The 13,481-nt window shown below is 64.8% G+C and carries 13 protein-coding genes; all 13 read left to right on the forward strand.

Annotation, left to right across the window (positions count from 1 at the left end):
- The first annotated feature begins 443 nt into the window (after positions 1-443).
- The 13 genes from rplJ (at position 444) to ABZX86_RS33500 (ending at position 13,380) form a co-directional block, all read left to right on the forward strand.
- The gene (gene rplJ / locus ABZX86_RS33440; protein WP_355129311.1) at positions 444-1,010 is read left to right on the forward strand and encodes a 50S ribosomal protein L10; all 567 of its coding nucleotides are present in this window, start codon (positions 444-446) and stop codon (positions 1,008-1,010) included.
- Between the two features lie 64 nt (positions 1,011-1,074).
- Complete coding sequence (rplL, locus tag ABZX86_RS33445) at positions 1,075-1,449, forward strand: 50S ribosomal protein L7/L12 (protein WP_297623928.1); 375 nt, start codon at positions 1,075-1,077, stop codon at positions 1,447-1,449.
- Between the two features lie 226 nt (positions 1,450-1,675).
- Positions 1,676-2,734 carry an ABC transporter ATP-binding protein gene (locus ABZX86_RS33450; protein WP_327142389.1) on the forward strand — a complete coding sequence of 353 codons (1,059 nt, stop codon included), beginning with the start codon at positions 1,676-1,678 and terminating at the stop codon, positions 2,732-2,734.
- Between the two features lie 97 nt (positions 2,735-2,831).
- On the forward strand, positions 2,832-3,539 hold the full coding sequence (locus ABZX86_RS33455; protein ID WP_327146750.1) for an ABC transporter permease: 708 nt from the start codon (positions 2,832-2,834) through the stop codon (positions 3,537-3,539).
- 3 nt (positions 3,540-3,542) lie between these two features.
- The gene (locus ABZX86_RS33460; protein ID WP_355129314.1) at positions 3,543-4,409 is read left to right on the forward strand and encodes an ABC transporter permease; all 867 of its coding nucleotides are present in this window, start codon (positions 3,543-3,545) and stop codon (positions 4,407-4,409) included.
- Complete coding sequence (locus tag ABZX86_RS33465; RefSeq protein WP_355129316.1) at positions 4,406-5,761, forward strand: MCE family protein; 1,356 nt, start codon at positions 4,406-4,408, stop codon at positions 5,759-5,761. Before ABZX86_RS33460 ends, ABZX86_RS33465 begins: the two co-directional genes overlap by 4 nt.
- A complete protein-coding gene (locus ABZX86_RS33470; protein ID WP_355129318.1) occupies positions 5,758-6,846 on the forward strand; it encodes an MlaD family protein in 1,089 nt (362 codons plus the stop codon). The genes ABZX86_RS33465 and ABZX86_RS33470 overlap by 4 nt, the downstream gene beginning before the upstream one ends.
- Positions 6,846-7,853, forward strand: coding sequence for an MCE family protein (locus tag ABZX86_RS33475; RefSeq protein ID WP_355129320.1), 1,008 nt, complete (start codon positions 6,846-6,848; stop codon positions 7,851-7,853). Before ABZX86_RS33470 ends, ABZX86_RS33475 begins: the two co-directional genes overlap by 1 nt.
- Positions 7,854-7,855: 2 nt before the next feature.
- Positions 7,856-9,112: an MCE family protein gene (locus ABZX86_RS33480; protein ID WP_327142385.1), complete on the forward strand. Its 1,257-nt coding sequence runs from the start codon at positions 7,856-7,858 to the stop codon at positions 9,110-9,112.
- A complete protein-coding gene (locus tag ABZX86_RS33485) occupies positions 9,109-10,329 on the forward strand; it encodes an MCE family protein (protein WP_355129322.1) in 1,221 nt (406 codons plus the stop codon). The genes ABZX86_RS33480 and ABZX86_RS33485 overlap by 4 nt, the downstream gene beginning before the upstream one ends.
- The gene (locus tag ABZX86_RS33490; protein WP_355129324.1) at positions 10,326-11,567 is read left to right on the forward strand and encodes an MlaD family protein; all 1,242 of its coding nucleotides are present in this window, start codon (positions 10,326-10,328) and stop codon (positions 11,565-11,567) included. The genes ABZX86_RS33485 and ABZX86_RS33490 overlap by 4 nt, the downstream gene beginning before the upstream one ends.
- Before the next feature lie 61 nt (positions 11,568-11,628).
- Positions 11,629-12,588, forward strand: a complete 960-nt coding sequence (locus tag ABZX86_RS33495; protein ID WP_355129326.1) for a hypothetical protein — start codon at positions 11,629-11,631, stop codon at positions 12,586-12,588.
- A 12-nt stretch (positions 12,589-12,600) separates the two neighbouring features.
- Positions 12,601-13,380 carry a hypothetical protein gene (locus ABZX86_RS33500; protein ID WP_355129328.1) on the forward strand — a complete coding sequence of 260 codons (780 nt, stop codon included), beginning with the start codon at positions 12,601-12,603 and terminating at the stop codon, positions 13,378-13,380.
- Positions 13,381-13,481 lie beyond the last annotated feature (101 nt).

Genomic DNA, 13,481 nt, shown 5'->3' on the forward strand with positions numbered 1-13,481 from the left:
TTGGCTAAGGTTCGGTGCATGGTGGTTCCTCCCGGGGCTGAGTTGGTCGAACCGTAGCGAGTAACCCCCTGGTTTGAAATCCCTAGGTTTCATAGTCTTGTTGCAGGGGGGTGCGGGGTGGCAGTCTCCGGTCGTTCACCCCCGTTTTGGTGGACAGATGCACTTCGGCTATGCTGGTCCACGGTCGCCGGCTTGTTCGGTGATCACCCCACATCGTTCTACCGAAGACCGTTGGTTGCTGCCCCAGGGCAGTCGAAGGTCCAGCGTTATTGCTGGCGGCCCACGCAGGGAGAGCCGAGGTTGGGAAATACTGCGAGTCACTCGTATTGTGTTTCTCTTGCGCCCCGGGACCTCTGCGTCCGCGGGGCGTTTGCTTTTTCGCTGGCCCCTGGCGCAAATCGGTAGTTCATATATGAACCGACCATCCAGAGAGGAGGCGAAGTATGGCAAACCCCGAGAAGGTCACCGCGGTAGCGGAGATCACGGAGCAGTTCAAGACCTCGACGGCCACTGTTGTCACGGAATACCGTGGCCTGTCGGTCAGCAAGATCACCGAGCTGCGTCGTGCGCTCGGCGCGGGCACCACTTACTCCGTCGCCAAGAACACCCTGGTCAAGCGTGCCGCTGCTGAAGCGGGCGTCGAAGGCCTGGATGACTTGTTCGTCGGTCCGACCGCCATCACCTTCATCAAGGGTGAGCCGGTCGACGCCGCGAAGGCGCTCAAGGCTTTCGCCAAGGACAACAAGGCGCTGATCATCAAGGGCGGCTACATGGACGGCGTTGCGCTGTCCGTGGCCGAAGTTGAGCGGATCGCCGACCTGGAGTCCCGCGAGGTCCTGCTGGCCAAGCTGGCCGGCGCCATGAAGGGCAACCTGTCGAAGGCCGCGGCGCTGTTCGCTGCGCCCGGCAACCAGGTCGCTCGGCTGTTCGCGGCCCTCGAGGAGAAGAAGGCCAACGAGGGTGGCGCTGCCGCTCCCGTTGCCGACGCTCCCGCGGCCGACGCTGAATAAGTCACTACCCCAAAGCTATTCGTTGCCGCTCGCGCGGCGATGAAAACCATCGAAAGGAACCACCATGGCTAACGTCGAAGAGCTGCTCGAAACCTTCAGTGGCATGACCCTGCTCGAGCTCTCCGAGTTCGTGAAGGCGTTCGAGGACAAGTTCGAGGTCACCGCTGCCGCTCCGGTCGCCGTCGCCGCCGCGGGCGCTGCCCCGGTCGAGGCCGCCGAAGAGCAGGACGAGTTCGATGTCATCATCGAGTCGGCCGGCGACAAGAAGATCCAGGTCATCAAGGTCGTTCGCGAGATCGTCTCCGGCCTGGGCCTGAAGGAAGCCAAGGACCTCGTCGAGAGCGCCCCGAAGGCGATCCTGGAGAAGGTCAACAAGGATGCGGCCGAGGCTGCCAAGGCCAAGCTCGAAGAGGCCGGCGCCAAGATCTCCGTCAAGTAGATCTCACGCTGTAGTACAAAAAGAGCGGTCCCCTGTGGGGGCCGCTCTTTTGCATGTCGTTACTTGTGATTGACTCGTTATTGTTTCTACTGGCGAGTCAGGACCTGTGTCCGAGACGGTCGGTATGCGATACAGTGACCGGACCTACTGTGATGCGCCACACCGCGCACGTATATTCGTGAGTCGCCGCAGTAGGGCGCTCGTTCTGAGAATTGTGGAGGTTGGCGTGGGCGTCGAGGTCAGGACCGAAGGCATCACGAAGTCATTCGGTTCGCAACGTATTTGGCAGGACGTCTCGCTGACGCTGCCGACGGGGGAAGTCAGCGCGTTGCTCGGCCCCTCGGGTACCGGTAAGTCCGTCTTTCTGAAGTCTTTGATCGGTTTGCTGCGCCCCGAGCGCGGCTCCATCTACATCGATGGCACCGATATCACCACCTGCTCCAACAAGGAGCTGTACGAGATCCGGAAGCTGTTCGGTGTCCTCTTCCAGGACGGCGCGCTCTTCGGCTCGATGAATCTGTATGACAACGTGGCCTTCCCGCTGCGTGAGCACACCAAGAAGAGCGAATCCGACATCAAAAAAGTTGTCATGGAGAAGCTCGAGCTGACGGGTCTGCTCGGCGCGGAAGGCAAACTGCCGGGCGAGATCTCGGGCGGTATGCGCAAGCGTGCCGGCCTGGCTCGCGCGCTGGTGCTGGACCCGCAGATCATCCTGGTCGACGAGCCGGACTCCGGTCTGGACCCGGTGCGTACCACCTACCTGTCGCAGCTGCTCATCGATATCAATGCGCAGATCGACGCGACGATTCTGATCGTCACGCACAACATCAACCTGGCGCGTCTGGTGCCGGACAATATCGGCATGCTGTTCCGCCGGCAGCTGGTCATGTTCGGCCCGCGCGAGGTGCTGCTCACCTCGGACGAGCCGGTGGTGAAGCAGTTCCTCAACGGTCGCATGATCGGCCCGATCGGCATGTCCGAGGAGAAGGACGAGTCGCAGATGGCCCGCGAGCAGGCCATGTTCGACGCCGGTCACAATCAGGGCGGTGCCGAGGAAGTCGAGGGCATCATCCCGCAGATGCGTGCCACCCCGGGTATGCCGGTGCGTCAGGCCGTGGGCCGTCGTCGTGAGCGCGTGCGCCAGATTCTGCACACCCTGCCGCCCGCCGCGCAGGAGGCGATTCGGGATTCGCTGGAGCAGGACGGTGATTCCGACACACAGGTAATGCCCGCCTACACGGGCGGGTATGACACCACGGTTCGACACAACCTGACTAACGGGTAACATACCGCCCGTGAATCAAACCCTGACACGGCTGCGCACCCCGGTCGAGTCGGGTCTTGCGCAGGCCGGCAACATTTTTGCGCTTCTTCTGGATGTTATGCGCAAGACGTTCCGCAGGCCTTTCCAGTGGCGGGAGTTCATCGAGCAGTCGTGGTTCATCGCGTCTGTCTCGATTCTCCCGGCCGCACTGGTCGCGATTCCCTTCGGCGCTGTAGTCGCACTGCAGACCGGCTCACTCATCAAGCAGCTCGGCGCGGAGTCCTTCACCGGCGCCACCAGCGTGCTCGCCACGGTGCAGCAGGCCGCCCCGGTGGTGACCGCCCTGATCATCGCGGGCGCCGCCGGCTCGGCCGTGGCCGCCGATCTCGGCTCGCGGACCATTCGCGAGGAGATCGACGCCATGGAGGTCCTCGGCATCGATCCCATTCAGCGCCTTGTGGTTCCGCGGGTGCTGGGCATGATGCTGGTCGCGCTGCTCATGAACGGCTTGGTCGCGGTGGTCGGCATCTGCGGCGGTTACTTCTTCAATGTGGCCCTGCAGGGCGGTACGCCCGGCGCCTATCTGGCTTCGTTCTCCGCGCTCGCACAGCTCCCGGACCTCTGGATCGGTGAGATCAAAGCCCTGATCTTCGGACTTGTCGCGGGTGTTATCGCCGCGTACAAGGGTTTGCATCCCAAGGGCGGCCCGAAAGGAGTAGGTGACGCGGTGAACCAATCCGTGGTGATCACGTTCCTGGTCTTGTTCTTCCTGAACCTGGTGCTGACCCTGATTTATCTTCAGGTCGTCCCGGCCAAGGGCGCGTGATCCATGGTCGTTTCCACGCGCTCCACCGTTTTCTCCCGGTCGGCGCGCCGGGTGACCGGTGCGCTCAAAGCGCCGGTGAACCTGGTCGACCGGGCCGGCGATCAGATGTCCTTCTACGCGAGAGCGATCGCGTGGATTCCGAGAACCGTTGTGCACTACCGCAAGGAGGTCATGCGGCTGCTGGCCGAGGTGACCTTCGGTTCGGGTGCGCTGGCGGTCATCGGCGGCACCATCGGCGTCATCGTCTTCATGTCCGCCTCGGTGGGTGTGGTCGTCGGCCTGCAGGGCTTCAAGGCTCTCGATTCGCTGGGCAGCGGTGTGCTGACCGGCTTCCTGACCGGCTACATCAATACGCGTGAACTCGCGCCCCTGGTTGCGGCGCTGGCACTTTCGGCAACGGTCGGTTGTGGTTTCACCGCGCAGCTGGGCGCCATGCGCATCTCCGAGGAGATCGACGCGCTCGAGGTGATGGCGGTGCCGGGTGTGCCGTTCCTGGTCACCACGCGCGTGATCGCGGGCTTCGTGGCGGTGATCCCGCTGTACATCGTCGGCCTGCTCGGCACGTACGTCGCCTCGCGGTTGATCAGCATCTACTTCAACGGGCAATCGAGTGGATCGTATGACCACTACTTCAGCCTGTTCCTGCCACCCGAAGACGTCATCTATTCGTTCCTGAAGGTGCTCGTCTTCGCGTTCGTCATCATCCTGGTGCACTGCTACTACGGCTTCAATGCCACCGGCGGTCCCGCCGGAGTCGGTGTAGCCGTGGGTCGTGCGGTGCGCGCCGCGATCGTGCTCATCAATGTGCTCGATTTCTTCCTCAGCCTTGCCATTTGGGGCACGACCACGACGGTGCGGGTGGCGGGATGAGCAATCCGCAGCGGGTGGAGTTCTGGCGTTCGACCGAGAAGATCCGCTCCCGCACCCTCGGCGTGCTGTTCTTCGTGGTGGTGGCGTTGTTCCTGTGGACCACCATCGCGATTTACAACAAGCAGTTCGTCGAATCCGTCCGGGTGAATCTGCTGACCGATACCGTCGGAAATGCCTTGACCCGCAATGCGGATGTCAAGGTCCGCGGTGTCATGGTCGGCGAGGTGCGCTCCAGCTCGTACGACGGGCATCAGGTCACCTTGGACCTGGCCATCGATCCGGCGAAGGCCGACAAGATTCCGGCCAATGTGACCGCGCGGCTGCTCCCGAAGACACTCTTCGGTGAGCGCTATGTCGATCTGGTGTGGCCGGAGCAGCCCGACAACCAGCACCTGAAGGCCGGCATGACCCTGCATCAGGACACCAGTGGCCATGCCATCGAGGTGAGCCAGCTGCTGGATCATCTGCTGCCGTTGCTGCAGGCCGTTCCGCCGCAGTACCTCTCGTCCACGCTGGGCGCGGTCTCGCAGGCGCTGCAGGGTCAGGGCGAGGAGCTGGGCAAGACCATCGATCGTCTCGATGACATCTTCACCCAGGTCAATACCGAACTGCCCACGCTGCAGCAGGATCTGAAGAGCCTGGCCGATGTGGCCGACGTCTACTCCGATGCGGCCCCGCAGCTGGTCGACGCGCTGGACAATCTGCGCACCACGAACGCGACCATTGTGCAGAAGCGCCCGCAGATCGACACCATGCTCGCGACGCTGACGCCGAGCTCGTCGGCGCTGGCCGATTTCCTGGTGGCCAACCGCGACAACATCATCGATGTGGCCGCCGATTCGCGGCCCGCACTCGAGGCGCTCGCGAGGTTCTCGCCCGGTTACACCTGCGCACTGCGGAACTTCGCGCAGATGAAGCCGCGCATCGACGACATCTTCGGTAAGGGCACCGACCTGCCGGGTTCCCGCGTGACGATCGAGATCGTCAACGATCGCGGCCGCTACGTCCCCAATCAGGACGAGCCGCGCTGGTTCGATCCCCGTGGCGCGGTATGCATTCCGGAGTACCCGCTGGGTACCGACCCGGGCCAGTACACGGACGGTTCCGCGAACGACGGCTCCTACCAGCCGCCCAGTCGCACCCCCGGTGACCAGGCCGTCGGAATCGTGCCCGCGGCGCAGTACAGGGTGTTCGGCCCACAGCAGCCGACCACCGCCGGATCTCCGCAGGAGCAGCAGACGCTGAACACGATCTACGGTGCGGCCCAGGGTGTTTCGCCGGACCAGGTGCCCGGCTGGATTTCCCGCATCGCGGCCCCGGCCCTGCGCGGCAGTGAGGTGACGATCCGATGAGGGATACCCTGCGCGGCCTCGGCGGCACGCTGACCAAACTGGTGGTCTTCATCGTGGTGACGGTGCTGGCCACCGGCATCCTGGCGCTGACCATCGCCAACTACAGCGGCGGCGGCACCAAGTTCAATGCCCGCTTCACCGATGTGACCTCCCTGAACAAGGGAGACGAGGTGCGGATCGCCGGTGTGCGCGTCGGCAAGGTCACCAAGGTGACGATCGTGGACAAGCGGCTGGCGAACGTGGAGTTCGAGCTGACCGATCGTTCGTCGCTGCCGGCCTCGACCACCGCGGCCATCAAGTACCGGAACCTGGTGGGCCAGCGCTACATCGCGCTGGAGCAGGGCGCCGGCGAGCAGGGGCGCAAGATCAACAAGGGCGCCACCATCCCGCTGGAGCGCACCAAGCCGGCGCTGAACCTGACCGAGCTGTTCAACGGCTTCCGGCCGCTGTTCCAGACGCTCACCGCCGATGATGTGAACAAGCTGTCCTACAACATCATTCAGGTCTTCCAGGGCGAGAAGGGGACGATCAGGGATCTGGTCTCCACCACCGCCTCGCTCACCAACAAGATCGCCGACAAGGATGCGGTGATCGGTGCGGTGGTCAAGAACCTGAATGCCGTGCTGGACGCCGTCAATCAGCACGACGGCCAGCTGGACGCGCTGATCGTCAATACCGAGGCGCTGGTCACCGGGCTCAATGCCGATCGCGGCACCATCGGCTCGGCCATCACCTCGCTCGGCAATCTGGCGGAGGCCACCTCGGACCTGCTGGTACCGGTGCGGCCGAATCTGCAGGGCGCCATCGCGGGCCTGAACCAGTTGACCGGCACCCTGAACAGCCGGTCCGACGAGGTCAACGAGGGTCTGGCCAATCTGCCCATCAAGATGGACAAGCTCGGCCGGGCCGCCAGCTACGGCTCCTGGTTCCAGTTCTACCTGTGCGGCATCGATATCGTCGCGGGTCCCGGCACGGCCGATGCGCCGCAGCTGAATCTGCCCCCGGCGATAACGAACCTGCCGACCGTCAATCAGCCGATCTATACGAATCCGGCTCCGCGCTGCCATGGGAAGGGAGGCCGCTGATGGACGATCGGGTAGTACTCGGTAAACGCAGTCCGGCGTTCATGGGCGGATTGGGCCTGCTCCTGGTGCTTTTGGTGACGGTGGCCGCATTCGGCCTCGACAAACTGCCGATTCTGGCCGCCGGCACCAAATACAGCGCCGAATTCTCCGAGGCCGCGGGCCTGCGCAAGGGCGATGAGGTGCGTATCGCCGGTGTGAAGGTCGGCCAGGTGCAGGATGTCGGCCTGGAGGGCGACAAGGTGCTGGTGGAATTCCGCACCCAGGATGCCTGGATCGGTGACGAGACCACCGCATCCATCCAGATCAAGACCCTGCTCGGGCAGAAGTACCTGGCGCTCGATCCGAAGGGCACCAGCGCCGCCGATCCGGGCAAGACGATTCCCTTGGCGCGCACGGTGTCTCCGTATGACGTGGTGGACGCTTTCAGCGATGCCGCCTCCGATATCGAGAACACCGATACCGCACAGCTGGCCCAGAGTTTCCGGGTGCTGTCGGATGCGTTCTCGGAAACGCCGGCTGATATTCGCGGTTCCATCGACGGCGTCGCACGCCTGTCGGAGTCGCTGGCCAAACGTGACGATCAGCTGAAGAAGCTGTTCGGCGCCACCAAGAAGACCTCCCAGGTGCTGGCCGATCGCAATGCCGAATTCGAGCGGCTGATCGGCAATGGCGGGCAGTTGCTCACCGAGTTGAATATCCGTCAGCAGTCCATCGCGCAATTGCTGACCGGTGCGAAATCCGTTGCGGCCGAACTGACCGCGCTGGTGCACGACAACGAGGAGCAGATCGGCCCCGCGCTGACGAACCTCAAAAAGACCATCGACATGCTGAATGCCAACCAGGCGAACATCTCCAAGACGCTCACCCTGGCGGCGCCGTTCTACGGCTTGTACGCGAATGTGCTGGGCACCGGCCGCTGGTTCGACGCGGTCATCACCAACCTCATTCCGCCCGCCCTGCCCGATATTCCGGGCGACCGTCCGCCGATCCGAAAGATGGGAGGCTAGCAATGGCGAAGAATCCGCTGAACGCTCTGGCTGCGACCAGTACGAAGAGCAAGGTCATCGCCGGAGTCGCCGTCGTGGCGGTCGTGCTGGCCGGTGTGGCCTGGTGGGGGTTCGACAGGCTCAACACCACCACCATCACCGCGTACTTCGACAAGTCCGTGGGCATCTACTCCGGATCGGATGTCCGCATCCTCGGGGTGCCGGTGGGCTCGGTCGATTCGGTGACGCCGGAGGGCGAGCAGGTCAAGGTCGTCATGTCGGTGGACCGCAAGTACGACGTCCCCGCCGACGCCAAGGCCGCGCAGATCACGCCGTCGGTCGTCTCGGACCGGTACATCCAGCTCGCGCCCGCCTACAAGAGCGGTCCGAAGATGGGGCGCAATGCCACCATCCCGAAGGACCGCACCGCCACCCCGGTGGAGGTGGACCGGCTCTACAAGAGCATCACCGAACTCTCGGATGCCTTGGGCCCCAACGGCGCCAATAAAGACGGCGCGGTCAACGATCTGGCCCGCTCCGCCTCGCAGAACCTCGCGGGCAATGGTGACGCGCTCGCCAACAGTTTCACGCAGCTGTCCAAAGCCGCTGCCACACTGTCGGATTCGCGCACGGACATCTTCGACACCGTGAAGAACCTGCAGCAGTTCGTGCATATGCTGGCCGATAACGACGCGCAGGTGCGCACGTTCAACACCCAGCTGTCCTCGCTGGCCGGATTCCTGTCCGACGAGCGCCGCGATCTCGGTGACGCGCTGAATCTGCTGTCGATCGCGCTCGGTGATGTGGCCCGGTTCATCGACAACAATCGAGAACTGGTGCAGAACAACGCGGATGCGCTGACCTCGCTGACCAAGACCCTCGCCGATCAGCGCGACGATCTGGCCAAGGCGCTGCCGCTCATCCCGACCGCGCTGAGCAACCTCATCAATGTGCACAACGGTGAGACCGGCACCCTCGATATGCGGCCCAACTTCACCGATCTGCAGAACCCGTTCGGGACCATCTGCGAGCTGCTGGATCTGGGCAAGCTGCGGCCGGGCGATCCGAAGTTCGACGCGATCTCGCAGCAGCTCAAGCCGATTCTCGACAATTGCGGCATCATCACCAGTCAGCTCGCGGCGGGCGTCAAGACGCCGTCGCTGGTCCTGCCGTTCGGCATTCTCAGCGGTGACAACGAGCAGCGCAATGTCGCTCCCGGCACCGTCCCCGGCAACCAGTCCGATCAGCAGCCGCCGTCGCAGGGAGGTGGACAGCGATGAAAGCCACTCGAATCGGTGTGCTGGCCACGAGCATCGGCGCGGTGACGCTGCTGGTGAGCGGTTGCGGTACCGGTGTGTACGGCGTTCCGCTGCCCGGCGGCGCCAATGTCGGCGATCACCCCATGCATCTGGATATCCGCTTCTCCGATGTGCTGGATCTGGTCCCGCAGTCGAGCGTCAAGGTCGACGGTGTGGCCGTGGGCCGGGTGGACAAGATCGAACTCGCGCCGGACGGCTGGACCGCCAGCATCAAGGTGGTGGTGAATTCCTCCGTGAATCTGCCCGCCAATGCCCGGGCCGAGGTCAAGCAGACCAATCTGCTCGGTGAGAAGTTCATCGAATTGTCCTCGCCCGCAAACGATCCGGAGCCCGATCGGTTGAAGGACGGCTCGACCATCAAGGTCGAGAACACCCGCACGGCCACCGAGGTCGAACAGGTGCTCGGCGCACTGTCGCTGCTGCTCAACGGTGGTGGCGTGGCGCAGCTGCAGCCCATCGTCTCGGAGCTCAACAAGGCGCTCGACGGCCGCGACAACAAGGTCCGCGATCTGCTCGAGCAGGCGAATACGCTGATCAGCGGTCTCAACGACCAGGTCGACGACATCACCCGCGCGCTGGACAAGCTCGACACCCTCAGCACCCGGGTCGGCGCCCAGACCGAGCAGATCGGCAAGGTGCTCGACGAGCTGCCGCAGGGCATCAAGATTCTGAACGAGCAACGGCCGCAACTGATTCAGCTGCTCAGCCAGCTGGATCGGGTGGGCCAGGCCGGAATCGACGTGCTCGATCATTCCAAGGACAACCTGATCCAGGACCTCAGCTCGCTGCGGCCCACGCTGCAGGCGCTCGGTGCGTCCGCCGATGATCTGGTGACCGCGTTCCCGCTCATTCCGACCTACCCGTTCCCGGACGAGGCCATCAAGTCCTCGTTCGGCGGTCAGGTCAATACCTTCCTGTCCGTGGACCTCCAGGTCGGCACGCTGCTGTCGAATCTCGGTGTGGGCAAACCGGATCCGCAGTACCTGCCGCCGAACGGCCGGCAGGTGAACGTCGATCCGACCAACCCGTACTACAACGGCAACGGCCCGCGCGGCGGGTGGCCCACCATCTCGCTGCTGCCGCTGCCGCCCACCGTGGCGCGTCCCACCGACCAGCCCGGTCCGACCGATCCGCTGGGATCGATCCTGCAACAGCTGGGAGTGGGTGGTCCGCGATGAGCCGTCTGGTGCGCAACCAGCTGATTCTGTTCGTGATCATCGCGGTGCTCGGTGTCAGCTTCGTCGGCGCCAAGTACGTGCGACTGAACAATCTGCTCGGCTTCGGCCTCTACAAGGTCACCCTGCAGATGCCGGAGACCGGCAATCTGTCCAAGGGCGCCGAGGTGTCCTACCGCGGTGTGCCGGTGGGCCGGGTCGGCAATCTCGACATCACGCCCGACGGTGTGGTGGTCACGCTCGAAATGGACTCCGGTAAGCCGAAGGTGCCCGCGAGCGCCAAGGCCGTGGTCGCCGACCGCTCCGCCATCGGTGAGCAGTACGTGGACCTGCAGCCGACCAGCAATGGGTCGCCGTATCTGAAGGACGGTTCGGTCATCGTCGGTGCGACGCTGCCGATCCACGTCGAGGATCTGCTCGCCAGCGTCGACAATTTCGCGAAGACCACCGATCTGGCGGCGCTCAGCACCACCGTGACGGAACTGGGCAAGGCGTTCGACGGTAAGGGCAATGATCTGCGGGTGCTGGTGGACTCGCTCAACAAGTTCACCGCCACCGGCGTGGAATCGCTGCCGCAGACCCTCGCCCTGATCCGGGATGCCCGCAGTGTGCTGGCCACCCAGGCCGAGCAGGGTCCGGCCATCCTGAACTTCAGCGACGGCCTGGACAAGCTGACCGCACAGCTCAAGTCGAGTGATCCGGATATCCGCCGGCTCATCGGCACCGGCACCGATGCGGGCAGTCAGCTCTCCAGCCTGCTGAAGGAGAGCGGTCCCTCGCTCACCCAGGACCTCACCAATCTGCGCACGCTGCTGCTGACCGTCTCGCCGAAGTTCTACGCGCTCGGCCCGGTGCTGCAGATGCTGCCGCTGCTCTCGATCGGCGCCTCGGCGACGGCGCCCGGCGACGGCACCACCCACTTCGGCCTGGTGCTCGAGACCAACAATCCGCCCGCCTGCACCGTCGGCTACGAGGGCACCAAGGCGATCATCGATCAGATGAAGGCGCAGAACCCCAAGTTCGACGACACCCGCGACGACTTCCCGTTCAACACCGACGCGAAATGCACTGCGCCCCAAGGCAGTGACACCGCGGTGCGCGGCGGGGCGCACGCCGAACAGGCCGACCCCAGCCTGTCGCAGCCGTGGGACGACAAGCCCAAGACCGACCCGGAGAAGCTCAATCTGAACCCGGTCGCGAATCAACTCGCAACGCTCATGGGCGTCACCCCGAAGCGGTGACGCAGCGTGGTAATGCGCACAGCCGGACGGTGATGCGCGGAGAGGAAAGTATGGTGTCGGCGTGAGTCAGCAAAAGGACAGCAATCCGGAGGTCGATCTCGGCGAGCCGACCGCCATACCGGTCGGCGAGAGCCATCCGGAGGCCGGCGTCGCCGCCGGTCCGCAGCCCGAGGATGCGGCCGAGGCCGCAGCCGACGGCACGTCCACCGCTGATCGCGCCGTCGGGGGCGAGCCCGCCGACGATCCCGAGCCCGTCATCGGTGCTGAGCCTGAGCCCGTCGCCGGTGCTGAGCCCGAGGCCGTCGCCAATGCCGAATCCGGGACTGCCACTGGTGAGACCGCTGCCACGGCGCAGTCGAAGCCGGACCGCGATGCCGCCTCCGCTGAATCCGATTCTGCCGCAAGCGAATCCGCCACCAAAACAGGTTTCGGCACCCGCAAGGCCGTGACCCTCGGCTCGATCGCCCTGCTGGCGGTCGCCGCGGTCGCCGCCGCCTGGTTCGGCGGCACCTGGATCGTCGGCGGGCTGCTGCGCGACCGGCCCCGGGCCGAGGCGCGGGACGCGGCGCTGGTCGCCGCGCAGCAGGCCGCCATCAACATCACCTCGATGAATCTCAAGGACATCAACGGGTCGGTGGCGCTGGCCCGTTCATCGATGACCGGTGATCTCCTCGCGGCTTCCGACAAGGGCGATGCGCAGATCAAGAAGTCGGCCGCGGACTCCAATGTGAATTCGACCGCCAAGGTGGTCGGTGGCGCGGTCACCGAGCTGAATTCCGAACGCGATCATGCCGCCGCGCTGGTCGTGTTCGAGGTGACCGAATCGGGCCCCGACAAGCCCGCCGACAAGTTCCGCTACACCTGGCAGGTCGATGTGACCCTGGACAAGGGTGTGTGGAAGGCCGATCAGGTGCAGTCGGTGGCGGATCCGGTCGCGCTCGGCTCGGCCGCGCCCGCGCCGCAGAACCCGGCCGCGGCCACCACCGCGCCGCAGCCGGCGAACCCGCAACCGGGCAACTAGGAGACCGCGATCATGGCCAATAAACGCCCCGTCAATCGCGTCAGCCCGAAGCGCCGACCGGCCGCGCAGCGCAACTCCGGCTCCCGGACCACCGCCGCCGACCTCCGCGGCGCCGAGACCCCGCGTCCCGCCGCCGAACGGGCGCCCACCGGCGCTCGTGGCGCGAAGTCGCGCTTCGGTGCCAGCCGTGGTGCGGAGGGTGCCGGCCGTGGCGCCGAGGGCGCGAGCCGCGGTCCCGATCTTTCGAAGAAGTCCTCCGCAAAGTCCCAGCGCACGCCGAGCACCCCCGGCGGCGTCTGGCGGACCTGGCGCACCGCGATCCTCTGCACGGTCGCGGCCGTCCTTTTGGCGGTCGTCGCGATCGTCGGCGTCCTGCGCCCCGGTGCCAACGACAGCAATCAGGCCTTCCTCGACAACAGTTCCACCAACGAGGTCAAAGCCGCCGCCACGAACGCCCTGACGACGCTCTACGCCTACAAGGCGGATTCGATCGACAAGGACAAGTGGAAGGCCGCGGTCAGTGCGGTGGTGACCGAGAAGATGAGCAACGACTTCCAGAAGTACATGGACACCACCGTCAATTCGATCAAGCAGGCCCAGGCCGACACCGTGGTCAAAACGGATCCGATCGGCGTGACCATGCTCACCGCAGACCGTGCTGAACTGCTGCTCAACCTGAATGTCTCCACCGTGAAGGGCGGTCAGCCCGCGCCCCTCGCCTCGGGTCCGATCGTGCTGCGCATGCAGAAGATCAACGGCCACTGGCTGGCCTCCGAAATCGCCGACAACTAGGCGCGCCCGGCTCTTGTCTGCGGGCCGGAACCGGTCCCTGAACGGGCGGTGTATCGCCTGGACCGCGGTACCGCACCGGTCGCTCCCAGCGATCTTGTAGT

Origin of the sequence: Nocardia sp. NPDC006630, assembly GCF_040611495.1 — a bacterium.
GTDB lineage: Bacteria > Actinomycetota > Actinomycetes > Mycobacteriales > Mycobacteriaceae > Nocardia.